The following is a 25,938-nucleotide window of genomic DNA, read 5'->3' as shown; positions in this document are numbered from 1 at the left end:
CTATGGCTGGGGCTCTTCTGCATTCCCGCGGAGAAGCGGGTGGGGCCGGACCGGACTTCCGGCGCCGAAAGTCCCCTCAGCGGCGGGGCTCCGTCGGTGGCGGTGGGTGCAAGACAAGGCCCCCGTCCCGTCGGTGACGGAACGGGGGCTCTGCGGCCGGTCTGGGGTCAGGGGACGACGCGGCGGATCCCCGGATAGGCCGCGAGGGCCGCCGCGGCCGCCAGCGCCACCGGGAGGCCGACGGCCAGGGTGGTGGCGGACTGGTCGGTGAACCAGTCGGCCACGCTCCCCCACGCCTCGAGCCACGTGATGAGGATGGACAGGCCGCCGAAGACGACCAGCGAGCCGATGATGAGCCCCCAGGTGCCGGCCTGTCCCCAGCGCTGGTGGACGACGCCCATGCCGATGCCGACGAACATGAGGGCGAGCATCGGGGCGCCGGAGTAGAGCACCTGCAGGACCGGATTGCCGGCCTCGAAGATGCCGGGGGCCCAGTAGTCCAGGCCGGTGCCCCAGCCTCCGGTCGCGTTCTCGACGGCCACCAGCGCGGAGATGGCGATCCCGTAGACGAGCGCCTGGACGGCTGCGACGAGTGCCGTCCCGAGATAGAAGGCGCGCCGGCTGATGCTCATCCCCATGGCGAACGGGAGCAGTTGGGTGACAGCCTGGACGAAGACCACCAGCACGGTGATGTAGAGCGCGAGCACGCCGCCGCTGAAGCCCTCCTCCTCGCCGGCCGGCGTCAGGTGGAAGACGGCCAGGTTGATCGCGAAGCTGATCGCCACGACCAGCCAGGGGATCCCGAGGATCACCGCCGGGTGGACCAGGTGCAGCCGCGCGGCCTGCAGGATGCGCGTCATCGGGAGACCTCCTCGAGGTGGGTCGGTGCGGCGGTGCCCGCCGCGCTGGTGTGCAGGCTCATCGCGACGACGAGCTGCTGCAGGTTGGTGGACTCCCAGGACAGACCCGCGGCCGCCGCGTCGTCGCCGGCCGCGCCGTTCCGCAGCCGCACGACGGCACGGCTGTGCCCGCCGAGCGTCTCGGTGTGCAGGAGGTCGTGCCCGCCTGCGAACGCCGACACCTTCGCCGTCGGCCCGGTGACCGTGAGTGCGGTCCCGCGCAGCGACTCCGCGTCGGCGTCGAGCAGGACACGGCCGCGGTCGATGAGCAGCACCCGCTCCAGGAGCGGGGCGATCTCCTCGATCAGGTGGGTCGACAGCACGATCGCCCGCGGGTGCTCGGCGTAGTCGGCGAGCAGCCGGTCGTAGAACAGCTGCCGCGCGACGGCGTCGAGCCCCAGGTACGGCTCGTCGAACAGCGTGAGGGGTGCCCGCGAGGCCAGGCCGATGATGATGCCGACGGCGGAGGTCATGCCCCGCGACAGCTTCTTGACCGGCCGCTTGTCCGGCAGGTCGAAGTCGCGCAGCAGCGAGTCGGCGAGCTCGGCGTCCCATTCGGGGAAGACCGTCGAGGCGTAGCCCAGCGCGTCCCTGACCCGGAAGTGGTCGGGATAGCGCTGCCCCTCCTTGATGGAGCAGATGCGCCGCAGGACGTCGTCGTTCTCGTACGGGCGGGCGCCGAACACCTCGATCCGGCCGCTGGTGGGCACCCGGTGGCCGGTGAGCAGCTGCATGAGGGTTGTCTTGCCGGCACCGTTGCGGCCGAGCAGCCCGGTGATCGCCTGCTCGGCGATCGACGTCGACACCCGGTCCAGGGCCGTGTGGCCCCGGAAGCGCATCGAGACGTCGGAGACGGTGGCCACGGCCTGCGTGGTCGTGCGGGTCGTCATCGGGGGTCCTCCCAGCGATCGATCATGGAAGCGAGCTCGTGGGCGGAGATGCCGAGCTTCTGCGCCTCGGTCATCAGGGGGCGGACGTACTGGTCGGCGAACTCGCTGCGGCGGCGCTCGAGCAGCCGCTCGCGGGCGCCCGTGGCGACGAACATCCCGACTCCTCGTCTCTTGTAGAGGACCCCGTCGGCGACCAGCTGGTTGAGGCCCTTGGCGGCCGTCGCGGGGTTGATGCGGTGGAAGGCCGCCAGCTCGTTGGACGAGGGCGCCTGGCTCTCCTCGGTGAGCGAGCCGTCCACGATCGCGTTCTCGATCTCGGCGGCGACCTGGCGGAAGATGGGGCCGGCGTCCTCGTTCACGCTCGTCCGGCCGAGGCGCCAGGGATCGCCGAGTCCCTGGGTTCATTACTCATGTAATGAACCATAGAAGGAGTGGCGCTCGTCGCGCAAGCATCGTTCCACCGGCCGGGTCGGACGATGCGGTCGGCGGCTAGGGTCAGCGGGACCGCTGGAACCCCTGAGGAGCGTCGTGCCGCCGCACCGCCTGCTGCCCGTCCTCGCCCTGGGCGCGACGGTGGCGCTGGGCGGCTGCGCGTCCCGGACGCTGACGGCGGACGAGGTCGCCTCCGCCGCCGCGGACGCGCTCGAGGAGGAGGTCGGCACCCGCCCGGTCGTCGCCTGCGAGGAGGGCCTCCGCGGGGAGGAGGGCGCGTCCACCCGCTGCGTCCTCACCGCGGCGGAGGATCCCCCGGTGGAGTACGGCGTCACCGTGCGGGTCACCGCGGTGGGCGAGGAGCTCAGCGTCTCGGTCGAGGTCGACGACGCTGCCCTGGGGGACGACGCACCCGCGGAGTGACCCCCCGGTGGGCCGGTCAGAGGGCCTCGGCCAGGGCCTCCAGGTCCTCGGTCGTGACGTCGACGTGCGGGGAGACGCGCAGCACCGGGCCGGTCATCTCGCCGGGCGCCCGCTCCGGACCGATGGCGCTCACCACGATGCCGTGCTCGGTGAGCAGCCGGGTCCGGGTGGCGACGACGTCGGCGCCGTCCGGTGGACGCAGCGTGGTGGTGGCCGTCGGCTCGTCGGCGGGCTCGACGACCGACCAGCCGGCGACGCCGTCCAGGAGCAGGCGGGTGGCTCGGCCGACCGCGGCCAGTCGCTCGCGCACGCGGTCGGGGCCCGCGGCGAGGTGGTCGCCGACCGACACGGTCAGGCCGATGCGGCCGGCGACGTGCGCCTCGCCGCTCTCGAACGCCCGCATCGGCGGCACGTCGTCCCGGTCGGGCAGCACGGGGCGGAGCTGCGCAGCGATCGCCGGCCGGACCACGAGCAGGCCCACGCCACGCGGCCCGGTCAGCCACTTGCGGGACGTGCCGTAGACGACGTCCGCGCCGACGTCGGTGTCGACGTGGCCCAGGGACTGCGCGGCGTCCAGCACCAGGGGCACACCCGCCGCACGGCAGAGGGCAGCGATCTCCGCCGCCGGCTGCAGCACCCCGCGATGGCTGGGGACGTGGGTCAGGTGCACGAACCTGGGTGGGTCCTTCGCCAGCAGCCTGGCCACGCCGTCGACGTCGGCCCGTCCGATGCCGTCCACCGGGAGCGGCTCGGGCCGCAGGCCGTGGGCGCCCAGCTGGGCGATGTTCGGCGCGTACTCGCCGGGCAGGCAGGCCACCCGCGAGCCGGCCGGCAGCTGCCATCCGGTCAGCAGTGCGACGAACGCCGCCTGGGCCGACTCGACGAACGCGAGGTCGGCCGCCGCCATCCCGACCAGGCCGGCGAGGACCGAGCGGCCCTGCTGCAGCAGCCCCTCGGCGGCCGCCTCCGCGACGTACCCGCCGAGCTCCGCCTCGTGCCGCGCGTGGTGGGCGGCCGCCTCCAGCGCGCGGGAGCTCTGCCGGCTGCTGGCCGCGCTGTCGAGGTGCCGCCCGGCCGGGCGGGGACGGGCCTGCCGCCAGGCGGCGGCCAGGTCCTCGTGCACAAGGTTCATGACGGCTCCGTGCAGGGGCCCGCCGCGGGCATGCGAGAGGTGGGGGGCACGGGGTCCGTGATCAGCTCTCGATCTCCCCGCGGGCCACCGAGACGCCGGAGTGCGTGGGGTCGCCGTCCAGCGGCTCGACCGAGACGTCGACCAGGGGGAACTCGGCGAGGTCGAGGTTGGCGGGCAGCTCCACGGTCTGGGTGCCCGGCGTGACCACCCCGAGCGGGTACATGCCTTCGACGGAGCGGTCGATCAGCCACACCTCGTAGTAGCTGTCCTCCAGCTCGGGGGCGTCGAGGTCGACCTGGAGCACGCGCGACCCGTCCTTCCGGAGGACGACCTCGGCCCGGCCGGACGCGTCGGCGTCCGGGAGCGGGTCGAGCGCGACCGCGGTGACCGACTCGCCGCCGGGGTCCGAGTCCTGGAGGACGGCGACCGCTCCGGCCCCGACGACCGCACCCGCCACCACCGCGGCAGCGGCCAGCAGGAGCGGTCGGCGGCGGGAGCGGAACGGCACCACGGTGCCGCCCTCGGGTCGCGGCCGGTCGACCGGCTGGGCAGCAGGCTGCGGGACGCCGGCCGGCGCCGTCGGCTCCGACCGGGGGGAGGCGCTGACCCCGGTGGCAGCCGCGATCGCCGCCCAGACGGCCGGCGGGGGCTCGACGGCAGGGCCGGGAGCGGCCAGCTGCGGCACCGAGAGGAGTTCGGGGGCGCGGCGCAGGGCGGTGACCTCGGTGCGGCAGGTGCCGCAGGCGGCGAGATGCGCCTCGTCGTCCGCAGGCAGGGGCTCCTGCAGGGCCGCGAGGGCGAGCTGCTCAGGCGTGCAGTGCTGCACCGTCCACCTCCAACCGGGTTCGCAGGCGCTCCAGTGTGCGCCGGATGTGGCTCTTGATCGTGCCCAGCGGCAGGCCGGTTCGTTCGGCGATCTGCGCGTGGGTGAGGTCTTCGAAGAATGCGAGTTCGATGATGCCGCGCTGCGGCTGGCCGAGGTGGTCCAGCTCGTCGAGCAGCAGCACCCGGTCGGTCGCGGCGGCGTCGACGCCGGCGGTGACCGGGCCGCCCGGCCGCGACCGGGCCTCGGTCATCGCGGCCTCGGACTCCCGGCGCTGCTTGTCGCGGCGGCCCCAGGCGTCGGCGATCTTGTGTCGGCAGATGCCGACCAGCCAGGCCGGCAGGGGGGAGGCTTCGGGGCGGAATCGGGCCCGGCCGGTCCAGGCGGCGACGAAGACTTGTTGGGTGATGTCCTCGGCGTCGGGCCCCGGCCCGAAGGCGCGCACGGCCATGCCGTGCACCTGCCCGGCCCAGCGCTCGTAGGCCCAGGCCAGTGCCTGCTCCTCGCCCGCGGCGAACCGGCGGCCGACCTCGGCGTCGTCCGGGTCGGGGACGCTGCGCATCCCCGGCACGTGATCCACGGTCGAGACGCTACCGAGTTCGGGGCGACGGATGGCCAGTGCCCCGCTCATGGCGCCGGTTCCGCCACCACGACGACGTTGTCGCGGTAGCTGCGGTACTCCGGCAGGAACGGGCCCCCGCAGGTGATGACCGTCAGCCGCGGCGCTCCGTCCCGGGCGAAGAGCCGCTCCAGCGGGAGCACCTGCTTGGTGATCACCTCGCGGGAGACCACCCGCCAGCGGGTCGTCGTCCCCTCGGCGTCGGTGACGGTGATCTCCTCGCCGACGCCGGCGTCCTGCAGAGGGAACAGGGCGCCGGGGCCTTGTTCCCGGTCGTCGACGTGGCCGGCGACGACGGCCGATCCATCGGCTCCGGGTGCGGGGCCGAAGCGGTACCAGCCGACGCGGGAGACGTCCTCGGGGAGCTCCATCTGGCCGTCGGCTGCGATGCCGACGGGATCGACGGGGGCGTCCACGCCCAGGGCCGGCACGCTGATGCGGGCCGGCGCGGGGGCCGGGCGGACCGCCGCGGGGGCGGCGTCCAGGGTGGTGACCGAGGGGATGGCGGGCAGGGGCCCCGCACCGGCCTCGGGAGCCGGCGCGGGGAGCGCCTGCTCCACCGGGATGCCCGCCGCCGCCTCCGGCCGGGTCAGCACCCAGGCGGTCGGGGCGCCGACGGCCAGGGCGAGGCCCAGGACGGCGGAGGCGGCGGCGGGTCGCACGGTTCCGCTCCGGTCAGCCGCGGTTGCGGGCGACGCGGAGGGCGCCGGCGCCGGCCACGGCGAGACCGGCGACCGAGAACGCGGCGACCATCGGCAGCGTGCTGCCCTCGTCGGCCAGGCCGGCCGATCCACCGGGGACGCCGGTGGGCATCGAGTGCATGCCGCTGATCGTCTGGACGGCGAGGTCGTAGCCCGACTCGCCGTCGCCCCAGGCGTAGACGATGGTCGAGGTGCCCTCGGCCAGGGTCAGGTCGGCCGGGCCGATGGCCACGGTGTCGGTGCCCGCGAGGACGACGTCGGCGCTGACCGTGCCGGCCGGCACGGTGAGGGTCTCCTCGTTCGGGTTGGTCAGCCCCTGGACGACCGGGGTGCCCCCGGCGCGCACGTCGACGGCAGGTGCCGCGGCGGTGTGCCGGACCGTCACGCGCGCCTGACCGGCCGGGACGGCGGAGGTGTCGTTGACGAACGGCGTCAGGGTGGGGCTGCCGTCCTCCTGGAGGTGCGCGACCACGGTGGCGTCGGCGCCGGCGGGCACGGCGACGTCCATCGCCGAGAGCAGCGGCTCGCCGGAGCCGTCAGGGGCGTCGGCCGGGAAGATCGCCAGGTCGTAGGTGCCCGCGGGGAGCGTGAGCGGGTCGGTGAGGGTGCCCGGCTGGAAGTCGTCGATCAGCCGCTCCCCGTTGGCGTAGACGTCGACCGGGGTGTTCGGGACGGCGTGCAGGACGGAGACGGTGGCGGTGTCGGCCGCGTTCGCCGGGGTGGCGACGAGGACCAGACCGCCGACGACGGCAGCCGCGCCGGCGGCGCTGCCGAGGGTGCGCAGGGTGCTCATGGAACGTCCTTCCAGAAGGTGGTGGTGCCTGTCATCCCCTCTTCCTGGGCCGCTCGGGATACGGATGCAGTTGAAAGCAGAACTTTCTTGTCCACCGTCGGTCGGGTGCAGGATGGGGTCGTGACCAGCCGCGACCGGGATGCCGAGGGCCGGGCCCGCAACGCCCGGCCGCGGGACGCGCTCGGCCGGCCGCTGCCGCACGGTGCCGTGGGCGAGCCGCGGGCGCCGGAGGGGATCGTGCGGGAGCCGGCCGTCGCGCTGGCCGAGGCGCAGCAGCTGCTCGACGCCGGTCGGCCGTTCCACGCGCACGAGGTGCTCGAGGACGCGTGGAAGTCGTCGCCGCCGGAGGAGCGACAGCTGTGGCGGGGGCTCGCGCAGCTCGCCGTCGGTCTCACCCATGCCGCCCGCGGCAATCTGTCGGGCGCCTCGACGCTGCTGGAGCGCGGTGTCGGCAACGTCGTCCCCTACGCTGCCGGGCCGCCGCACCGGATCGACGTCGAGGGGCTGGTGGCATGGGGGCGGGCGCTGGCGTCCGATCCGGCCTCGGTCCGGGACGCCGCCCGGTCCGCGCCCCGGCTCCGCGGCTGACCTCCGGGTTTGCCCGTCGTCCCGCACCGGGCAGGGGCTCTGCATGGATCAGGCGGACGACGTGGACCGGCGGGACGGGATCAGGGCCGCGGCGGTGGTGGTCGCCGCGGTCGCGCAGGTGGTCGGCAGCCCGCTCGGCTCCGCCGTCTCCGACCGCAGCGTGGGGGACGTCAGCGACGAGACCGGCTCGCTGATCACCCCCGCCGGCTACGCCTTCTCGATCTGGGGCGTCATCTTCGCCGGCGCGCTGGCGTGGGCGGTTCACCAGGCACTCCCGTCGCAGCGCGGCCGCGAGCTGCACCGGCGCACCGGATGGCCGCTGGCCCTGGCGTTCGCCGGGAACGCGGTGTGGGAGATCCTCTTCCCGCTGATCGGCATCTCCCAGCCGCTGCTCCCGGTCGTCGTCATCTTCGGGATCGTCGCCGCCACGGCGGTCGCCTGGGCCCGGCTGCAGGACCTCTCCCCCGACGGGCTGGGCCGGCTGCTGCCGGCCGCGCTCGCGGGGCTGCTGCTCGGCTGGGTGACCATCGCCGCCACCGTGAACACCGGCCAGGCCGGTGTCGCCCTCGGCGCCGAGCCGACCGGGACGGCGGCCGAGTGGTGGGCGGTGGCCGCCCTCGTCGCCGTCGGGCTGATCGCCTCGGGCCTGGTGCTGGCCGCCCGCGTCGCCGCCGGTCCGTTCGCGCTCGCCGCGGTGTGGGGGCTGGTGGCCGTCGCCGTGGACGTGGCGCCGACCCTCGTCGTCGTGGCCGCGCTCGGGGCCGCCGCGGCGGTGACGGTCGCGCTGGTCGTCCGCACCGTGGCCCGGCGGGAACCGGTGGAGCTGCTGGTCGGCTGATCAGCCGGCGCGGACGCGGGCGTAGCGGTCCAGGGCGACCCGGCGCTCGTGCGCGTGGTCCACGATCGGCTCGGGATATCCGGTCGGGAGGCCGCCGGGCGCCGTCCACGGTTCGTGCACGTGCTTCGGGTCGAGGTCGCGCAGCTCGGGGACCCACTGCTTCACGTAGGCGCCCTCGGGGTCGAACTTCTTCCCCTGGGTGATCGGGTTGAAGACCCGGTAGTACGGCGAGGCGTCGGTGCCGGTGCCGGCCACCCACTGCCAGCCGTGCTGGTTGCTGGCCAGGTCGCCGTCGACGAGGTGCCGCATGAAGAACCGGGCGCCGCGGGTCCACTCCTGGTGCAGGTCCTTCACCAGGAACGACGCGACGATCATCCGCACCCGGTTGTGCACGTAGGCCTCGCCGAGCAGCTGGCGCATGCCGGCGTCGACGATCGGGAAGCCGGTGCGGCCGGTCTCCCAGGCGCGCACCAGCGCCTCGGCGTCGGGACCGCTGTCGTAGCCCATGCCGCGCAGCTCGGGCTTGAGGTACTCGCGGGCCGACTCGGGGCGGTGCCACAGGACGTCGGCGTAGAAGTCCCGCCAGGCCAGCTCGTCGGTGTAGCGGCGCGCGGCCTCGGACCGCTCCCCCGCCAGGTCGGCCGCGAGCGTGCGCGGATGGATGCAGCCGTACTTCAGGTAGGCCGACAGCCGGCTGGTCCCGGCCGTGCCGGGCAGGTCGCGGCCCTCGGCGTAGGCGGGCAGCCGCTCGTCGCGGAACCGGGCCCAGGCGGTCCGGGCGGCCTGCTCACCGGCGGGCGGGAGGTCGGCGGCGACCTCGGGCGCGGGTGGCGGCTCCTCGGAGCGGACACCGGTCCGCCAGCGGACGCCGTCCGGCGGGCCGGCCGGTGCCCGCCAGCCGTGCTCCCGCCAGGCACGGGCGAAGGGGGAGAAGACCTGGAACGGGGTGCCGGTGCGCGTGGTCACCCGCCCGGGCGTCACCAGGTACGGCGAGCCGGTGCGCACCAGGGGGACGTCGTCCAGTGCCCGCTCGACGGCGTCGTCGCGGCGTCGTCCGTAGGGGCCGGCGTCGGCACTGACGTGCACGGTGGTCGCGCCCACCTCCCGCGCCAGCTGGGGGATCACGCGGGCCGGGGCGCCGGAGCGGAGCACCAGCGCGCCGTCGAGGTCGGCGTCGAGCGCGGCCAGGCAGCCGAGCAGGAAGCGCCGGCGCGGCTCGCCCGAGGGGCCCCACAGCCGCTCGTCCAACACGAACACCGGGACGACGTCGCCGTCCGGGCCCGCGGCGTCGCGGGCGGCGAGCAGCGCCGGGTGGTCGTGCAGCCGCAGGTCGCGCCGGAACCAGAGCAACGACGTCGGCACCGGTCGACCGTAGGCAGGTCCGTCGCCGCCCGCCCCCTGACGGACTTTCGGCGCCGAAAGTCCCCTGATCGGGGACGGCGTAGCGCGCCGAACCGCGCGATCATGGTCGGATGCCGGAGTTGCCCGAGGTGGAGGCGCTGGCGGGGTTCCTGCGGGAGAACGCCGTCGGCCGCGTGCTGACCCGCGCCGACCTCGCCTCCGTGCAGGCGATCAAGACCTTCGACCCGCCGCTGTCCGCGCTCGGCGGTCTGGAGATCACCGGGGCCGGCCGGCACGGCAAGTTCCTCGACCTCGACGTCTCCGGCGTGCACCTCGTCGTCCACCTGGCCCGGGCCGGGTGGCTGCACTGGCGGGAGAACCTGCCCGCCGCCCCGCCGAAGCCGGGCAAGGGGCCACTGGCGCTGCGGGTGCACCTGGATGACGGCAACGGGTTCGACCTCACCGAGCAGGGGACCCGCAAGGGGCTCGCCGTCTACGTCGTCCGCTCGCCGGCCGAGGTGCCGGGGATCGCGCGGCTCGGACCGGACGCCCTGCAGGTGGACCGCGACACGTTCGCCCGGCTGATGGCCGGCCGCTCCGGCCAGCTCAAGGGGGCGCTCACCGACCAGACGCTGCTCGCCGGGGTCGGCAACGCCTACTCGGACGAGATCCTGCACGCCGCGCGGCTCTCTCCGTTCAAGATGGCCGACAAGCTCTCCGACGACGAACTGGTCCGTCTCTACGAGGCGATGCGCACGACGCTGGCCGAGGCGCTGGACCGTCAGCTCGGCCAGAAGGCCGCCACCATGAAGGGCGAGAAGCGCTCGGGCCTGCAGGTGCACGCGCGCACCGGGCTGCCGTGCCCCGTCTGCGGCGACACCGTCCGGGAGGTCAGCTTCGCCGACACCTCGCTGCAGTACTGCGCGACCTGCCAGACCGGCGGCAAGCCCCTGGCCGACCGGCGGATGAGCAAGCTCCTGCGCTAGTCGAGGATCGCCCTGGTCACGGCGGCCTGCTCGGTCAGCACGCCGCTGATCACCGTCTGGGTCGCATTGATGCTCGACACCGCCTCGCTGATCGCCGCCAGCGCCGAGACCACGCGGTCCACCTGCGCCTGGATCGCGGAGACCTTGGCGTCGACGTCCGTCGTGACCCGCGCGGTCTCCGCGGCGAGTTCCTTGACCTCGTTGGCCACGACCGCGAAGCCACGCCCCGCCTCACCTGCGCGGGCGGCCTCGATGGTGGCGTTGAGCGCCAGCAGGTTGGTCTGGTCGGCGATGCCCCGGATGGTCTTGACCACCTTGCCGATGTCGGCGCTGGACTCGCCCGGCCCGGCGACCTCGGCGTTGGCCTCCTGGGCCAGCCGCTCGCCGTCGCCGGCCACCGACGTCGCCGACAGCACGTTGCGCTCCACCTCGGTGATGGACTCCAGCAGTTCGCGGCCGGCCCGCTCCAGCCGGTCGGCGGCCGCGAACCGCTCCATCGCCTGGCCGAGGAGGAAGGCGGTGTTGCGCAGTGCGTCCTCCCGCCCCGGTGTGAGGGTGAGGGCGGTGGTGGCGAAGAAGTCCATGGTGCCCACGACCTCGCCGCCGACCACGATCGGCAGGCACACGCCGGACTTCACGCCGGCGCGCTGCGCCGCGGGTGCCCGCACGCAGTCGGTCACCTGGGCGAGGTCCTCGACGAAGACCAGGTCGCGGGCCCGCCAGGCGCGTCCGGACAGGCCCACGCCCTCGGCGAAGGAGGCGGCGAGCGTCACCTCGCGGAACTCCTGGCCGGCGGTGCCCGACTCCTGCACGAAGCGCAGCGTGCGGTCCTCGTCCGAGACGGCCCAGTACGAGCCGTACGCCCAGCCGAAGCCCTCCCGGATGGTGTCCAGCGCCCCGGTCATCGCCGCCTCGCGGGAGGTCGCCGTCGAGACCTGCCGCAGGACCTGGTTGACCGCCGCCATGTCCTGGGCCGTCTCGGCCTGGCGCTCGGACACGAGGACCCGCTCCAGCGCCTGCGACACCAGCCGGCCGATCGCCCGGAGGGTCTCCAGCCGTTGGGCCGAGGGCTGCAGGGTCTCGGTGGTGAAGAAGTCCATGGTCCCGGTGACCTGGCCGTCCTCGAGGAGCAGGAAGCAGATGCCGCTGCGCACGCCCACGCGCTGGGCCACCGGTGCGCGCACGCAGTCGGTCACCTGACCGATGTCGGGGACGAAGACGAGGTCCCGCGCCCGCCACGCGCGTCCGGACAGGCCCACGCCCTCCTGGAAGGACGCGGCGAGCGTGACCTGCCGGAATTCCGGGCCGGCGTCGCCGGACTCCTGCACGAAGTGCAGCGCCCGGTCGTCCTCCACCCGCCAGTAGGAGCCGTAGGCCCAGCCGAAGCGCTCGCGGACCAGATCGAGGACACCGGTGATGGCCTCTGCCGAGGTCCGTGCCTCCGCCAGCACCGTGACGACGGCGGTGACGGCAGCGGCGTTGGCCTGCGCCTCCAGCGCCGCGTCGGTGGGTTCCGCGACAGCGGTACGACGCCCGAACTGCAGCATTGCGCGACTCCTCGATTCGTGGTCAGTGCTGTCCCATCGGCGCGCTGACCAGCGCGAACGAGCCGAGAGTGGCGTGACTACACCCGTAGTGGTTGTGCGGCACGCAGTTGCGGTGAGAGAAGACCGCTTCACACCTCGATCCGCGTGAAGTGCGTCACGCACTCAGGCGCTCAGGCGCCCGGCAGCAGGGCGGTCAGGCGGGTCAGGACCCGGGTGAACACCGAGGTGCCGAGCCCGGCCGACGAGGTTCCGGGAGGCCCGTCCGCGGCCGAGCCGACCGCCGTCCACCAGTCCCGCAGCGGCGGCGGGTCCAGGACGTCGACCCGTTCCCCCGGCTGCGGCACGACCACCGTCCTGCCCCGCTGCTCGGCGGCGGCCAGCAACCGCTGCACGGGCTCGGCCCAGCGGTGGAAGGCGAGGTTGAACGTCGCCCAGTGGATGGGCAGCAGGACCGCCCCGCCGAGGTCGCCGTGCGCGCGGACCGCCTCCTCGGGGTCCATGTGGATCGCATGCCACGCGTCGTTGTACGCGCCGATCGGCAGGAGGGTCAGGTCGAACGGGCCCAGCCGTGCCCCGATCCCGGCGAACGCAGGGGTGTAGCCGGTGTCCCCGCCGAAGTACACGCGGTGCCGCGGACCGGTGACCGCCCACGAGGCCCACAGCGTGGTGTTGCGGTGCAGGTAGCGGCCGGAGAAGTGCCGTGCCTCGGTGCAGGTCAGCGTGAGGCCGTCGACGGTGTGCTCGCCGTCCCAGTCCAGTTCGACGATGCGCTCCTCGGGCACGCGCCACTTGCGCAGGTGCTCGCCGATGCCGAGGGGCACGACGAACGGCGCCGCCTGCGTCCTGACCAGGGCGCGGACCGTCGGCAGGTCGAGGTGGTCGTAGTGGTCGTGGGAGATGAGGACGGCGTCGACCGGCGGCAGGTCCTCGATCGGCATCGGCGGCTCGTGCAGGCGGGTGGGTCCGAACACCGGCGACGGGGAGACGCGGTGGCCCCAGACCGGGTCCACCAGCACCCGCCGTCCGTCGACCTCCAGCAGCGCGCTGGCGTGCCCGAACCAGGTGACCGCCAGCTCGGCCGCCTCGGCCGGGAGCTCGGTGCGCGCCAGCGGGATGGGCCCACCCGGCAGGCCGACGTGCCGCTCCTCGTGCCACTGCCGGAGCAGGCCGTCGCGGGTGTTGGCCGGGGCCAGCGCCGGGGTGGGCAGCGTGTTGTGGAAAGCGCCGTCCGAGAAGTGCGGCGAGCCGGCGACCACCGGTCGCAACCGGCGGCGGTGCGCGCCGACCGCCGTCGGCAGGCCCCAGGCCGCAGCGGTCAGCCAGCTCACGGGTCCGGCGAGGACGGCGGCGGCGACGGTGGCACGGCGGGTCGGACGGGACGGCACGGCTCCAGCATCCCAGCAGGCGGTGGGGAACCGCTGTGAGCCGGACGACGCTCCCCCGGCTGGGATCAGGCTCCCTGATCGTGGAGCGTCCTCCCTCACCGTGGGACCTGAGGGAGGACGCTCGGGGATCAGGGGACCTGATCGTGGCGGAGGGGTCAGGCGGCGATGGCGGCCACCGGGGAGGTGCGGGCGGCGCGGCGGGCGGGGAGCACCGAGGCGAGCAGCCCCGCCACGGTGGCGACGACGACGATCGCGCCCACCTGCAGCCACGGGACGTCGAGCACGATCTCCGCCTCGTTGCCGAGCAGCGACGCCACGCCGGTCAGTCCGTAGGCGCCGCCGATCAGGACTCCGAGCACCGCGGCGACACCGGCGACGAGCACCGCCTCCCAGGCCAGCAGCCCGCGCAGCTGACCCCGGGTGAGGCCCAGCGCCCGCAGCAGCCCGTTCTCCTGGCGCCGCTCCACCACCGACAGGGCCAGGGTGTTGCCGACGCCGATCAGGGCGATGACGACGGCCACGGCGAGCAGCCCGGTGACGACGAGCAGCAGGATGTCGAGCACCTCGTTCAGCTGGTCGCGCATGGTGACCACGCCGGTGACCTGCGCCTCGGGATCCCCCTCGGCCACGACGTCGGTGATCTCGTCGACGACGCCCACCTGGGCGTCCGGGGCGGCGTCGTCGAGCAGCAGCCACAGCTCCGCGGTTCCGGCGTCGGGAACCAGGGCGCGCAGCGCGTCGGCCTCCACCGTCAGCGGCTGCTCGAGCCCGGTGACCTGCGCCTGCAGGGTGACCGTCGCTCCGTCGTCGGCGGCCAGGGTCACCGACCCGCCGTCCTGCACCGACCACGAGTCGGCGATCCACTCCGGCAGCACGGCCACGCCGGTCCCGGGGAGGTCGATCTGGTCGGTGGACCGCAGCACGGCCGTGGCCTCGGCGACGTCGACACCGTGCACGAACACCGGTTCGCCGTCGGGACCGGTCACGTCGCCCCCGAGCACGGTGGCGCTGCGCTGCACCCCGTCGACCTCGCGGAGGGCGCCGCTCACCGCAGTGGGGAGTCGGGCGTCGTAGTTGCGCACGAGCACGTCGGTGGGGAACTCGGCCTCGAGCGCCTCCTGGGCGGTGGCCTTGGTCGAGGCGGCACCGACGACGAAGGCGCTGGTCAAGGTCACGCCGATGAGCAACGCGGTCGCCGTCGCCGCGGTGCGCCGCGGATTGCGAGTGGCGTTCCCCGCGGCCAGCCGGGCCGGGACGCCACCGAAGCGGCCGGCCACCCGGCCCGCACCCGCCACGACCGGCGGCACCGCCCGCTGGGCGAGCAGCACGACGCCGAGGAAGCTGAGCACCCCGCCGGGCAGTGCGACGAGCACGTCCGGCATGAGGACGCCGGCGGCGAGCAGGGCGACGCCGGGCACCACGAGCAGCAGCCCGGCGACCAGGCGCAGCAGGCCCGGGCGTGAGCGCAGCGGGGGGGCGTCGACCGGCCGCAGCGCGGCCAGGGGCGCGACCCGGGTGGCGGCCCGCGCCGGGGCCAGCGCCGCGAGCACCGTGACGACGGTGCCCACGAGCATCCCGACCAGCACGCTGTACAGCGGTACGGCGACACCGGACAGCGGAATGGCGGAGTTGTCGCCCACGAGCGCGGAGATCAGCGCCGCCAGCCCGATGCCGGCGGCGATGCCGACGGCGGAGGAGACCAGGCCGGTGACCAGCGCCTCGCCGAGCACGCTGCGGCGGACCTGCCGGGCGGTGGCGCCGACGCAGCGCAGCAGCGCCAGCTCGCGAGTGCGCTGCGCGAGCAGGACCGCGAAGGTGTTGGCGATGACGAGCCCGGCGACGACGACGGCGACCGTGCCGAACACCAGCAGGATCGCGGCCAGAGCGGTGGCATTCCCCATCAGGTCCGCGGCGGCCTTCTCGGCCTGCTCCTCGCCGGTGCGCACGACGGCGTCGCCGCTCACCGTGGCCCCGACGTCTCCGAGCACCTGCTCGGCCGAGAAGCCGGGGCCGGCGGCGATCCGCACCTGGAGCGGGTCGACGGCGCCCCAGGCGCGCGCCTGGTCCTCGGTGACGAAGCCCCGGCCGTAGAGGCCGGCCTCGGGGTCGCCGCGCAGGTCGACGATGCCGGTGACGGTGGCCTCCGTCGTCGTCTCCTCGCCCTCGTCGTCGTAGCTCGAGATGCTGAGGACGTCGCCCACCTCGGCCCGGGTGCGGTCGCTGACGGCGACCTCCCCGGGACCGTGCGGGAGCCGGCCGGCGGAGAGCTCCTGCCAGCGCAGCTGTGGCGCGCCGGCCACCGACTCGACCATCAGGTACTGGGACCCGGGACGCCCGGGCACCGACGCCTGGACGCCGGTCTCGTAGGAGGGGGCGACGGCGCCGACGGACCCGAGGCCGGCGAGCGCGGCGACGTCGTCGTCGGTGAAGGGCTGGTCGTAGGTGGTGCTGGCGACGGCGGCGGCGTCCACGAAGCGGGCGCCGACCGTGTCCAGGACCGTGGTGCGGGAGGTCGCGTTGAGCACGAGCGTGGCGACGACGAAGCCCACGGCGATGACGACGGCCAGGGTGGAGGCGATCAGCCGCGCCGCGTGGGTGCGGAGCTGGGCGAGCACGACGGTGCGCATCCGGTCAGGCCCCCAGCCCGCGCAGCGCGTCGAGCACCGACTCGGCGGTCGGGTTCGCCAGGTCGCCGGCCAGCCGGCCGTCGGCGAGCAGCACGACGCGGTCGGCGTAGGCGGCCGCGGACGGGTCGTGGGTGACCATGACGACGGTCTGCCCGGTCTCCTTGACGCTGGAGCGGAGCAGGCCCAGCACCTCGGCGCCCGAGCGGGAGTCCAGGTTGCCGGTGGGCTCGTCGGCGAAGACGACGTCGGGCCGGGGGAGCAGGGCGCGGGCGATGGCCACGCGCTGCTGCTGGCCGCCGGAGAGCTCGTGCGGGCGGTGGCCCAGGCGCTCGCGCAGGCCGAGCCGGGCGATGACGGCGTCGAACCAGGCCGGGTCGGGGCGCAGGCCGCCCAGCTGCATGGGCAGCACGATGTTCTCGCGGGCGTCGAGCACCGGCAGCAGGTTGAACGCCTGGAAGACGAAGCCGATCCGCTTGCGGCGCAGCGTGGTGAGCTGGTCGTCGCGGAGGCTGGTGAGCGGGGTGTCGCCCAGCCACACCTCCCCCGCGGTGGCGGTGTCGAGACCGGCCAGGCAGTGCATGAGCGTGGACTTGCCCGAGCCGGAGGGGCCCATGATCGCGGTGAACTCACCGGCGGCGAAGGCGACGTCCACGCCGGCGAGGGCGTGGACGGCCGTCTCCCCGGTGCCGTAGGTCTTGCGCAGCCCGGCGGCGCGGACGGCGGCGGTGGCGAGCGCGGGCGGCTCGCCGGGGACGGTCATGACGGGGACGGACACTTCGGACCTCCGGTGCAGGGGGGATGCGGCAACGGTGATCACGCTCCCGCCCTGGCCCGTCCTCCCGCGTCGGAGCAGGAGGCGATCTCGTCGACGCCGTCCGTGCGCCCCCGGTCGGACCCCGCCGTCCCCCCACAGTCGGAGAACCGCGGCAGGGTTCCCGATCGTGGCGAGGAGTCGAAGCGCCTACCTGGGCACTCCGACCACGACACGCGTGAACGCCCCCTCAGGAATCAACGGGCCAGGCGTCGTCGTCGCGGTCGTCCAGAGCGTTCAATACGGCGCCACCCGAAAACGTGCTGCGCATGACGCGCAGTGCGGCGCCTTCCAGCGCGAGTCGGTCGTGCAAATCATGGAGGTCCAGCGGTCGGAATGGCCTGCGTGAGCCCTGATCGAAGGAGTGCTGCGTGTGCAGGGAGTACGAACCCATGAAGGTGATGAGTTCAGCTCCTGCGTACTCCTGCGATTTCTGGGCGTCTCGCTCGCGCGTCAGCGCATCTCGAACCTTCAATGCCTTGCTGGCATGCTCTCGCATGCGACGACCAAGGGCCTTCGTCTGCCCTACGTAGTATTCGCCGATGGCGTTCAATGCAATCAGATATACGCCCGGAACGGCTTCGCCATCATCGTCCTGGAATGACAGGACCTCGGGCGCCACCTGTTGTTTCGGGGACGGGGGGCGCACGCGGAACCGAGCATCCCGGAGGTCGAAATAGCCGGTGAGCGTGGCCTGCAGTTGTATCGTCAGCGGCTCCAGATCACCCAACGGCCCCTCGGTCGACATATGGCAACCCTATGTGCGTCGGCTCTGGATCCAGGACCGGCTGGCTAGGCGTCGCGGAGCAGGTCGGCCGGCTGCACCAGGCCGGTCCGGTAGGCGAGGACGACGGCCTGCACGCGGTCGCGGGAACCGGTCTTGGCCAGGACCCGCCCGACGTGGGTCTTCACGGTGGCCTCGCTGACGACGAAGGCCTGCGCGATCTCGGTGTTCGAGGCACCGAGCGCCATCTGCACCAGCACCTCGCGCTCCCGCGGGGTGAGCTCGGCCAGCGCGGCGTCGTCCCCACCGCCGAGGGCCGACGCCGGCGCGCCCCGCAGCATCGGGGCGACGTGCTGCAGCAGCCGCCGGGTGGAGGACGCCGCGATCACCGAGTCGCCGGCGTGCACGGTGCGGACGGCCGCGAGCATCTCCTCCGGCGGGGCGTCCTTGAGCAGGAAGCCGCTGGCCCCGGCGCCGATGGCGGCGACGACGTACTCGTCGAGGTCGAAGGTGGTCAGCACGACCACGCGCGGCGCCTCCGGCAGCGCGGTGACCTGCCGGGTGGCCTCGATGCCGTCGGTGCCGGGCATGCGGATGTCCATGAGGACGACGTCGGCCGGGGTGCCGCGCAGCAGCTGGACGGCCGACGCGCCGTCGCCGGCCTCCCCCACCACGGTCAGGTCGGGCTGGGAGTCGATGACCATGCGGAAACCGGCCCGCACCATCTGCTGGTCGTCGACCAGCACCACCCTGATCGGCTCGCTCATCGCCGCGAACCGTAGGGCAGGGCGGCGTGCACGCCGAACCCGCCACCATGGCGGGGTCCGGCCTCGAGCCGCCCGCCGTGCAACACGGCGCGCTCGTGCATGCCGCGCAGCCCCTGGCCGTCGCCGTCCGGGGAGGCCCCGTGCGGGGCGGCCAGGGCCGCCGACGCGCCGCGGCCGTCGTCGAGCACCGACAGCTCCAGCGCGTCCGGCCGCCACTGCAGCCGCACCCACGCCCGCGACGCCGGACCGGCGTGCTTGAGCACGTTCGTCAGCGACTCCTGCACGATCCGGTAGGCCGCCAGCTGCGGACCCGCGGGGAGCGGCTGCGGCTGGCCCTCGACGATGAGGTCGACGTCCAGGCCGCTGGCCCGCACGTCCTCGACCAGCGCCGGGATCGCGGCGACGTCGGGCTGAGGGGCGTACTCCTCGCCGCCGCCCTCGCGCAGGACACCCAGCAGCGAGCGCATGTCGGTCAGGGCCTGCCGGCCGGTCGTGGCGATCGCCTCCAGGGCACCGGTCGCCGCCTCCGGATCGGCCTTCCCGGCATACCTCCCGCCGTCGGCCTGCGCGATCACCACCGACAGCGAATGGGCGACGACGTCGTGCAGTTCGCGGGCGATGCGGGCCCGCTCCGTGGACGCGGCCAGTCGCATCTCCTGCTCCCGCTCCAGCTCGAGCAACCGGGCCCGCTCCTCGAGGTCGGTCAGCCGCTGCACCCGGGTCCGGCGCAGGTCGCCCAGCGCCCACGCGGCGACGACCGAGACGCCGATGGCCAGCGAGGTGGGGAGGAAGCCGGCGCCGTAGCCGAAGAACGCCGCCCCGGCGAGCAGCGCGCCGACCAGCCCGAGCGCCACGCCGCCCCGGCTCGCCCACTGCGGGCCGTAGGCGGCCAGCGCGTAGACCATCATCAGCACCGCGACGTTCGCGACCAGGAAGTCGGGGGCGAAGACGAGTTCCAGCAGGCCCGCCGCTACGACCGCGGCGCCGGCGGCGACCGGCGCGCGCCGCCGCCAGGCCAGCGGCACGATGAGCAGCGTGCCGAGCAGGAACGCGGCCGCCTCGTTCGGCCAGTAGGTGTCCACGGGCAGCAGGACGGTGAAGAACCAGACGCCGACGGCCAGGACCGCGTCGACGGCGAACGGGTGCCGACGCAGCCGCCCGCTCGAGCGGTCGAGGGGGTTCTCCACGGCGTCGAGCCTAGGGAGGATCGCGGCGGTTCTCGTCGTCCTCAGGGGGGAACTCCGTGTCCGCCCCTGGTCTGACGGGGCGAGACTGGTCCCATGACCGAGCGGGACGACGAGGGCGGCGACCCGGCCTGCTGGCTGCGCCGGGTGTGCCCGGAGTGCGGTCGGCTGGCAGAGGAGGACCCGCCCACCCGCTGCGCGGAGTGCGGAGCGCAGCTGCCGGCGAACTGACCGGACTCGAGCGGTGGGGGTCGTCGTGCCGGCTGGTGTGTGGCTGCTCCCAGGATCTACGGTGCGCTGGCTCACCCTCCTGCGAGGACGGTGGGCGCGATGCGCGGAGGGAGGCTGGGGCGCCGCCCCGACCGTCGATGCGGGATGCACTGCGCTGGCTGCGCCGCGGCCACCTCGGGACCGAGGCCGAGCACGCGACCTTCCGGACCCTCCACTCGGCGTCCCTCACCGCGCCCGAGCTGCGCCAGGGCCTGACCAGTGAGTCGGCGGAGCGCGCGAGCCGGCACCTGCGCGACCTGCTCGGGGTACCGGCGGTCGCGCTCACCGACACCGTGGCGACCCTCGCCTGGGACGGCCGGTCCGGCCACCACGAGCGGGACACCGCGGCCCTGGCGGCCATCGTCCTGGAGTCCGGGACCACCGTCGTCCGCGACCGCAAGGACTTCCCCTGCTCGGACCCCGGCTGCGGGCTGCGCCAGGTCGTGGTCGGCCCGCTCGTCGTGGAGGACCGGGTGGTCGGCACGCTCCAGGCCTTCACCTCGTCGGCGTCCGCCGGTCTCGTCCGGGCCGTGACGGAGGTCGCGCACTGGGTGTCGGGGAACCTGGAGCTGGCCGAGCTCGACGCGTCGCGCACCCGCCTGATGGAGGCCGAGGTCAGGGCGCTGCGGGCGCAGATCAGCCCCCACTTCATCTACAACTCGCTGACCGCGATCGCCTCGTTCGTGCGCACCGATCCCGAGCAGGCCCGCGAGCTGCTGCTGGAGTTCGCCGACTTCACGCGGTACTCGTTCAGCCGGCACGGGGAGTACACGACGCTGGCAGAGGAGCTGCGGTCCATCGAGCGGTACCTCGTCCTGGAGAAGGCGCGCTTCGGCGACCGGCTGCAGGTCACGCTCCGGGTGGCGCAGGAGGTCCTGCCGGTCGCCGTCCCGTTCCTCTGCCTCCAGCCGCTGGTGGAGAACGCGGTGCGGCACGGGCTGGAGCGGAAGCCGGGCGTCGGGACGGTGACCATCATCGCCGCGGACCAGGCTGGCGAGTGCCTGATCTCGGTGGAGGACGACGGCGTGGGCGAGGACCCGGAGAAGGTCCGGCGGGCGCTGGCCGGCGACGTCTCGGTGGACTCGGTGGGGCTGGGCAACGTCGACGCCCGGCTGCGCACCGCTTTCGGGGACGACTACGGGCTCGTCGTCGAGACGGCGCCGGCGGCGGGTACGAAGGTTCTCGTGCGGGTTCCGAAGTTCGCGCCGGGGGTGCGCCCATGACCGACCGGCTGACCGTCCTCGTGGTCGACGACGAACGACCCGCCCTCGAGGAGCTGCGCTGGCTCCTCGAGCGGGACGAGCGGATCGAGGCGGTGCTGACCTGCGACTCGGCCACCGAGGCGCTGCGTCTCCTGCAGGAGCGGGGCGTGGACGCGGTCTTCCTGGACATCCGGATGCCGGGGCTCAGCGGGGTCGACCTGGCGCGGGTGCTGTCCCGGTTCAGGACGCCACCGCCGGTGGTCTTCGTGACCGCCCACGACGACCACGCCGTCGACGCCTTCGAGCTCGGGGCCGTGGACTACGTCCTCAAGCCGGTCCGCGACGACCGGCTGGCCGAGGCGGTCCGCCGGGTGGTCGGGGCGCGGACCGGTGCCACTCCGTCGGCAGCCGACGACATCGCCGTCGAGCTGGGCGGGGTGACCCGCTTCGTGCCCCGGTCCAGCGTGGGCTACGTCGAGGCGCAGGGTGACTACGCGAGGCTGCACACCGCGTCGGGCAGCCATCTGGTGCGCGTGCCGCTGACCACCCTCGAGGAGGAGTGGAAGGACGCCGGTTTCGTGCGGATCCACCGGTCCCTGCTGGTGGCCCTCCAGCACGTGCAGGAGGTCCGGATGGACGCCGGCCGGTGCACGGTGGTCGTGGGTGGTACGCAGCTCGGCGTGAGCCGGCGGCACACCCGGGAGTTGCGTGACCTCCTCGTGCGCCGCGCGCGGCCGGGCACCTCGGGCAGGGGCTGACCGGTGTCGGAGAGCACCCCCCGCCGGGTGCGGGTCACCAGCCCCCGCACGAGCGCCGCCCGGGCCCAGCGGGTGCCCGCCGCCCGGGAGATCGACGCCCAGACCCGCCTCGGCGAGGTGTACATGTCCTCGCTGGTGCGCTCGCAGCTCCGGCTCGCCCTGCTCGCGCTCACGGCCCTGACGGTGTTCGTCGGCGGGATCCCGCTGGTGTTCTGGCTCTTCCCGGACCTCTCCGACATCGAGGTGCTGGCCGTACCGCTCCCGTGGTTGCTGCTGGCGTTCGCCGTCTACCCGTTCCTGCTCCTCGTGGGGTGGCTCTACGTCCGCGCGGCCGAGCGCAACGAGCGTGCCTTCACCGACGTGCTGGACCGATCGTGATCCCCGCCTGCGCATGACCGCCGCCGGGTACAGCGTCCTCGGCATCACGGCGGTCTTCGTCGCCACCCTGGCGGTCGGCGCGTACGGCTGGCGGTTCTCCCGCACGACCAGCGACTTCTTCGTCGCCTCGCGCACGGTGCGGCCGGGGCTCAACGCGTCGGCGATCGGCGGGGAGTACCTCTCCGCGGCGTCCTTCCTCGGCGTCGCGGGTCTCGTGCTCGCCTTCGGCACGGAGATGCTGTGGTACCCGGTCGGCTGGACGGCGGGCTACCTCGTGCTGCTGGTCCTCGTCGCCGCGCCGCTGCGCCGGTCCGGGGCCTACACGCTGCCCGACTTCGCGGAGAGCCGGCTGGAGTCGCGCGGGGTGCGCCGGCTGTCCGCGCTGCTGGTCGTGGCCATCGGCTGGCTCTACCTGATGCCGCAGTTCCAGGGCGCCGGCCTGGCCCTGGCCTCGACCACCGGTACCGGGCCGTGGCTGGGGGGCGTGCTGGTCGCCACCGTCGTCCTCGTCAACGTCCTGTTCGGCGGCATGCGCAGCATCACCTTCGTCCAGGCCTTCCAGTACTGGCTGAAGCTGACGGCGCTGCTGTTCCCGCTGCTGTTCATGGCCGCGATCTGGCTCGGCGACGGCGCGGTGTCCCCTGCCTCGGCCGACGTGGGCGGGAGCGGGGACTCGTGGGTGTCCCCCCTCGCGGGCGCCGAGCACGAGGTCTACACGACCTACTCGATCATCATCGCGACGTTCCTCGGCACGATGGGCCTGCCGCACGTCGTGGTCCGCTTCTACACCAACCCCGACGGGGCGGCGGCCCGCCGGACGACGCTGTTCGTCCTGGCCCTGCTCGGCCTCTTCTACCTCCTGCCGCCGGTGTACGGGGGCCTGGGCCGGCTCTACGCGCCGGACCTCGTCGCGAGCGGCCGGGCGGAGTCGGTGGTGCTGGAGCTGCCGTCGCGGATGCTGGCCGGAACCGGTGGCGAGCTCCTCTCCGCGCTGACGACGGCGGGGGCGTTCGCGGCGTTCCTCTCCACGTCCTCCGGGCTGACCGTCGCCGTGGCGGGGGTGATCAGCCAGGACGTGATGGGCCGCCGGTTCGGCGGGGTGCGCGCCTTCCAGGCCGGCGCCGTCGTCGCCGTGCTCGTCCCGCTGGGCCTCGCCGTCCTCACCGAGGGGGTGGGGGTGGCCCAGGCCGTCGGGCTGGCGTTCGCCTTCGCCGCCTCCACCCTCTGCCCCCTGCTGGTGCTGGGGATCTGGTGGCGCCGGCTCACCGACGTGGGCGCGATCGCCGGGATGCTCGTCGGTGGGGGCTGCGCCGGGGGTGCGGTCCTGGCGACCCTGCTGGGTCTCGGCCCCGGGGGCTGGGCGGGCGCGCTGCTCGCCCAGCCCGCCGCCTGGACGGTCCCCCTGGCGTTCCTCACGATGGTGGGCGGATCACTGGCCACGGCCCGGCGGGTGCCGCGGCACGCCGCCCGGACGATGGTGCGGCTGCACACCCCCGAGTCGGTGCAGCTCGACCGCGGGAACCCGCCCCGCTGAACCGGCCGGCGCGACGGTTCGCGCGGCGACCGCTCGTCCCGCCGGACCCGCCGTACGGCGACTGCCGGTGACCGCTCGGCGCAGCAGCCGCTCGGCCTCCTGTGGAGGCGTGGGCCCACTCCTACCGTGACAGGGCTCACATTTCCGCGTGGACAGCCTGCCCACTCTGACCAGGAGGTCACCCGTTGACCGATCCCACGGAACGGCGTCTGCTGACGCCCGAGGAATATCGCGCCGCCCAGGATTCACCGGAGTTCGTCGAGCTCAAGAAGCGGTTCCGCAGCTTCGCCTTCCCGATGACGGTCGCGTTCCTGGCCTGGTACCTGCTCTACGTGCTGCTCTCCACGTACGCGGTCGACTTCATGTCCACGAAGGTCTTCGGTGACGTCAACGTCGGCATCCTGCTGGGCCTGGCCCAGTTCGTGACGACCTTCGTGATCACGCACCTGTACGTGGCGCACGCCAACAGGCGCACCGACCCCATCGCCGATGAGATGCGCGAGCGCCTCGAGGCCCACGACTTCGCGCCGGGGCACACCGGCACCGACACGACCCGGGGAGCCACGCGTGGTTGACCTTCTCGCTGCCGACGACACGGTCGGCAGCCCGGCGATCAACATCTCGATCTTCGGCGCCTTCGTCGTGGTGACGTTGTTCATCACGTTCCGGGCCAGCCGCACCAACAAGAGCGCCGCCGACTTCTACGCGGCCGGTCGGAGCATCACCGGCACGCAGAACGGCCTGGCGATCGCCGGCGACTACCTGTCGGCCGCATCCTTCCTGGGCATCGCCGGCGTCATCGCCGTCGCCGGGTACGACGGGTTCCTCTACTCCATCGGGTTCCTCGTGGCCTGGCTGGTGGCGCTGCTTCTGGTCGCCGAGCTGATGCGCAACACGGCTCGGTTCACGATGGCCGACGTCCTGGCGTTCCGGATGCGCCAGGGTCCGGTGCGTACGGCCGCGGCTCTCTCCACGCTGGCGGTGTCGCTGTTCTACCTGCTGGCGCAGATGGCCGGCGCCGGCGGTCTCGTCGCGCTGCTGCTGGGCGTCAGCGGTGACCTGGCCGAGGCGCTGGTGGTGACGCTGGTGGGCGCGCTGATGATCTTCTACGTGCTCGTCGGTGGCATGCGGGGCACCACCTACGTGCAGATGATCAAGGCGACGCTGCTCATCGCCGGCGCCTTTGTCATGACGGTCTGGGTGCTGGGCAAGTACGGCTTCAACCTGTCGTCCCTGCTCGGCGGCGCCGTCGACAGCGCCGGCAGCGAGTCGGTGCTCAACCCGGGCGGGCGGTACGGCGCCAGCGAGACGACGAAGCTGGACTTCATCAGCCTCGGGCTGGCACTCGTCCTCGGCACGGCCGGGCTGCCCCACGTGCTGATGCGCTTCTACACGGTCCCCACGGCGAAGGACGCTCGCAAGTCGGTCGTCTGGGCCATCTGGCTGATCGGCATCTTCTACCTGTTCAGCCTGGTCATCGGCTACGGCGCCGGCGCCCTGGTGGGTTCGGAGGCGATCCTGGCCGCACCGGGGGGTGAGAACGCCGCGGCACCGCTGCTCGCGTTCGAACTGGGTGGCACCGTGCTGCTCGGCATCATCGCCGGCGTCGCGTTCGCCACGATCCTCGCCGTCGTCGCCGGTCTCACGATCACCGCGTCGGCCTCGTTCGCGCACGACGTCTACGCCTCGGTGATCAAGAAGGGGAACGTCCCGCCCAACGGAGAGGTCAAGGTCGCCCGGATCACCGCCATCGTGATCGGCGCGGTGGCGATCGGCGGCGGCATCCTGGCGCTGCAGGCGGGTCTCAACATCGCCTTCCTGGTGGCGCTCGCCTTCGCTGTCGCCGCCTCGGCGAACCTGCCGACGATCCTCTACACGCTGTTCTGGAAGAAGTTCACCACCCAGGGCGCGCTCTGGTCGATCTACGGCGGGCTGATCATCTGCATCGGGCTGATCATCTTCTCGCCGGTCGTCTCCGGCGCGGAGGGGGCCATGTTCCCCGGCGTGGACTTCGCCTGGTTCCCGTTGAAGAACCCGGGCCTGGTGTCCATCCCGGCCTCGTTCTTCCTGGGCTGGCTCGGTACGCAGATCTCGAAGGACGTGCCCGACGAGGCCAAGTGGGCCGAGCTCGAGGTGCGTGCCTTCACCGGCATCGGGGCGGAGAAGGCCGTCAAGCACTGAGGTGGCACTGCCGAGGCGCGCGTCCCCTGCGGGGCGCGCGCCTCGTGCGCTTCTGGGCGTCGGTACCCCGCGGCGTGCCGTCGGAGCCACGGTGTCGTCGTCGAA

27 protein-coding genes are annotated in these 25,938 nt (G+C 73.8%); 11 read left to right on the top strand and 16 right to left on the bottom strand.

What is annotated here, in order from left to right:
- Positions 1-167 precede the first annotated feature (167 nt).
- From BN344_RS08400 to BN344_RS08390, 3 genes are read right to left on the bottom strand one after another with little or no spacing between them, the layout of a single operon-like run.
- Positions 168-860, bottom strand: a complete 693-nt coding sequence (locus BN344_RS08400; RefSeq protein ID WP_040337682.1) for a hypothetical protein — start codon at positions 858-860, stop codon at positions 168-170.
- Positions 857-1,789, bottom strand: a complete 933-nt coding sequence (locus BN344_RS08395; protein ID WP_040337681.1) for an ABC transporter ATP-binding protein — start codon at positions 1,787-1,789, stop codon at positions 857-859. The genes BN344_RS08400 and BN344_RS08395 overlap by 4 nt, the downstream gene beginning before the upstream one ends.
- On the bottom strand, positions 1,786-2,148 hold the full coding sequence (locus tag BN344_RS08390) for a GntR family transcriptional regulator (protein WP_040337680.1): 363 nt from the start codon (positions 2,146-2,148) through the stop codon (positions 1,786-1,788). Before BN344_RS08390 ends, BN344_RS08395 begins: the two co-directional genes overlap by 4 nt.
- A gap of 169 nt (positions 2,149-2,317) precedes the next feature.
- Here BN344_RS08390 and BN344_RS08385 point away from each other — a divergent pair, with 169 nt between their 5' ends.
- Entirely contained in the window at positions 2,318-2,644 is a 327-nt protein-coding gene (locus tag BN344_RS08385; RefSeq protein ID WP_051515647.1) for a DUF4333 domain-containing protein, read from the top strand.
- Between the two features lie 16 nt (positions 2,645-2,660).
- On the opposite strand, the gene egtE is transcribed toward BN344_RS08385, so the two are convergent.
- The 5 genes from egtE to BN344_RS08360 form a co-directional block, all read right to left on the bottom strand.
- On the bottom strand, positions 2,661-3,776 hold the full coding sequence (gene egtE / locus BN344_RS08380; protein WP_040337679.1) for an ergothioneine biosynthesis PLP-dependent enzyme EgtE: 1,116 nt from the start codon (positions 3,774-3,776) through the stop codon (positions 2,661-2,663).
- A gap of 61 nt (positions 3,777-3,837) precedes the next feature.
- Positions 3,838-4,602, bottom strand: a complete 765-nt coding sequence (locus BN344_RS08375; protein ID WP_040337678.1) for an anti-sigma factor — start codon at positions 4,600-4,602, stop codon at positions 3,838-3,840.
- On the bottom strand, positions 4,583-5,179 hold the full coding sequence (locus BN344_RS08370; RefSeq protein ID WP_231486596.1) for an RNA polymerase sigma factor: 597 nt from the start codon (positions 5,177-5,179) through the stop codon (positions 4,583-4,585). The genes BN344_RS08375 and BN344_RS08370 overlap by 20 nt, the downstream gene beginning before the upstream one ends.
- 47 nt (positions 5,180-5,226) lie before the next feature.
- Positions 5,227-5,880, bottom strand: a complete 654-nt coding sequence (locus BN344_RS08365) for a class F sortase (protein ID WP_051515646.1) — start codon at positions 5,878-5,880, stop codon at positions 5,227-5,229.
- Between the two features lie 13 nt (positions 5,881-5,893).
- Positions 5,894-6,712 (bottom strand): DUF4397 domain-containing protein, encoded by an 819-nt coding sequence (locus BN344_RS08360; RefSeq protein ID WP_040337676.1) that lies wholly within the window; start codon positions 6,710-6,712, stop codon positions 5,894-5,896.
- A gap of 120 nt (positions 6,713-6,832) precedes the next feature.
- Between BN344_RS08360 and BN344_RS08355 the strand changes: the two genes are divergently transcribed.
- Positions 6,833-7,300, top strand: a complete 468-nt coding sequence (locus BN344_RS08355; RefSeq protein WP_155858789.1) for a DUF309 domain-containing protein — start codon at positions 6,833-6,835, stop codon at positions 7,298-7,300.
- 43 nt (positions 7,301-7,343) lie between these two features.
- Positions 7,344-8,138, top strand: a complete 795-nt coding sequence (locus tag BN344_RS08350) for a hypothetical protein (protein WP_040337675.1) — start codon at positions 7,344-7,346, stop codon at positions 8,136-8,138.
- Here BN344_RS08350 and BN344_RS08345 read toward each other — a convergent pair whose 3' ends face one another.
- Entirely contained in the window at positions 8,139-9,500 is a 1,362-nt protein-coding gene (locus BN344_RS08345) for a cryptochrome/photolyase family protein (protein ID WP_040337674.1), read from the bottom strand. It lies immediately after the preceding gene.
- Positions 9,501-9,610: 110 nt separating this feature from the next.
- On the opposite strand from BN344_RS08345, the gene BN344_RS08340 reads away from it, so the two are divergent.
- Complete coding sequence (locus BN344_RS08340) at positions 9,611-10,465, top strand: Fpg/Nei family DNA glycosylase (RefSeq protein WP_040337673.1); 855 nt, start codon at positions 9,611-9,613, stop codon at positions 10,463-10,465.
- Here BN344_RS08340 and BN344_RS21020 read toward each other — a convergent pair.
- The 7 genes from BN344_RS21020 to BN344_RS08305 all read right to left on the bottom strand — a co-directional run bounded on the left by BN344_RS21020 (position 10,462) and on the right by BN344_RS08305 (position 19,513).
- Positions 10,462-12,012 (bottom strand): GAF domain-containing protein, encoded by a 1,551-nt coding sequence (locus BN344_RS21020; protein WP_040337672.1) that lies wholly within the window; start codon positions 12,010-12,012, stop codon positions 10,462-10,464. The two genes, BN344_RS08340 and BN344_RS21020, sit on opposite strands and share 4 nt — an antisense overlap.
- A gap of 170 nt (positions 12,013-12,182) precedes the next feature.
- Entirely contained in the window at positions 12,183-13,397 is a 1,215-nt protein-coding gene (locus tag BN344_RS08330) for an MBL fold metallo-hydrolase (protein WP_040337671.1), read from the bottom strand.
- Between the two features lie 155 nt (positions 13,398-13,552).
- Entirely contained in the window at positions 13,553-16,024 is a 2,472-nt protein-coding gene (locus BN344_RS08325; RefSeq protein ID WP_040337670.1) for an ABC transporter permease, read from the bottom strand.
- A 4-nt stretch (positions 16,025-16,028) separates the two neighbouring features.
- A complete protein-coding gene (locus BN344_RS08320) occupies positions 16,029-16,799 on the bottom strand; it encodes an ABC transporter ATP-binding protein (RefSeq protein ID WP_231486594.1) in 771 nt (256 codons plus the stop codon).
- Between the two features lie 226 nt (positions 16,800-17,025).
- Entirely contained in the window at positions 17,026-17,583 is a 558-nt protein-coding gene (locus BN344_RS08315) for a GIY-YIG nuclease family protein (protein WP_040337669.1), read from the bottom strand.
- A gap of 44 nt (positions 17,584-17,627) precedes the next feature.
- A complete protein-coding gene (locus BN344_RS08310) occupies positions 17,628-18,326 on the bottom strand; it encodes a response regulator (RefSeq protein ID WP_040337668.1) in 699 nt (232 codons plus the stop codon).
- A complete protein-coding gene (locus BN344_RS08305) occupies positions 18,323-19,513 on the bottom strand; it encodes a sensor histidine kinase (RefSeq protein WP_040337667.1) in 1,191 nt (396 codons plus the stop codon). The genes BN344_RS08310 and BN344_RS08305 overlap by 4 nt, the downstream gene beginning before the upstream one ends.
- Positions 19,514-19,606: 93 nt before the next feature.
- Here BN344_RS08305 and BN344_RS21015 point away from each other — a divergent pair, with 93 nt between their 5' ends.
- From BN344_RS21015 to BN344_RS08275, 7 genes are all read left to right on the top strand, one after another.
- The gene (locus BN344_RS21015; RefSeq protein WP_269319885.1) at positions 19,607-19,741 is read left to right on the top strand and encodes a hypothetical protein; all 135 of its coding nucleotides are present in this window, start codon (positions 19,607-19,609) and stop codon (positions 19,739-19,741) included.
- 137 nt (positions 19,742-19,878) lie between these two features.
- On the top strand, positions 19,879-21,003 hold the full coding sequence (locus BN344_RS08300) for a sensor histidine kinase (protein WP_040337666.1): 1,125 nt from the start codon (positions 19,879-19,881) through the stop codon (positions 21,001-21,003).
- Positions 21,000-21,740 (top strand): LytR/AlgR family response regulator transcription factor, encoded by a 741-nt coding sequence (locus BN344_RS08295; protein ID WP_040337665.1) that lies wholly within the window; start codon positions 21,000-21,002, stop codon positions 21,738-21,740. The genes BN344_RS08300 and BN344_RS08295 overlap by 4 nt, the downstream gene beginning before the upstream one ends.
- Positions 21,741-21,743: 3 nt before the next feature.
- Entirely contained in the window at positions 21,744-22,118 is a 375-nt protein-coding gene (locus tag BN344_RS08290; RefSeq protein ID WP_040337664.1) for a hypothetical protein, read from the top strand.
- 13 nt (positions 22,119-22,131) lie between these two features.
- Positions 22,132-23,652, top strand: a complete 1,521-nt coding sequence (locus BN344_RS08285; RefSeq protein ID WP_040337663.1) for a sodium/solute symporter — start codon at positions 22,132-22,134, stop codon at positions 23,650-23,652.
- Positions 23,653-23,837: 185 nt separating this feature from the next.
- Positions 23,838-24,227 carry a DUF485 domain-containing protein gene (locus BN344_RS08280; protein WP_051515644.1) on the top strand — a complete coding sequence of 130 codons (390 nt, stop codon included), beginning with the start codon at positions 23,838-23,840 and terminating at the stop codon, positions 24,225-24,227.
- On the top strand, positions 24,220-25,833 hold the full coding sequence (locus BN344_RS08275; RefSeq protein ID WP_040337662.1) for a solute symporter family protein: 1,614 nt from the start codon (positions 24,220-24,222) through the stop codon (positions 25,831-25,833). Before BN344_RS08280 ends, BN344_RS08275 begins: the two co-directional genes overlap by 8 nt.
- The last annotated feature ends 105 nt before the right edge of the window (positions 25,834-25,938 follow it).

This window comes from Candidatus Blastococcus massiliensis AP3 (assembly GCF_000582785.1).
In the GTDB taxonomy this organism is placed as follows: domain Bacteria; phylum Actinomycetota; class Actinomycetes; order Mycobacteriales; family Geodermatophilaceae; genus Blastococcus; species Blastococcus massiliensis.
Note: the sequence above shows the minus strand (reverse complement) of the source record. Positions and strands in the feature narration are given on the sequence as shown.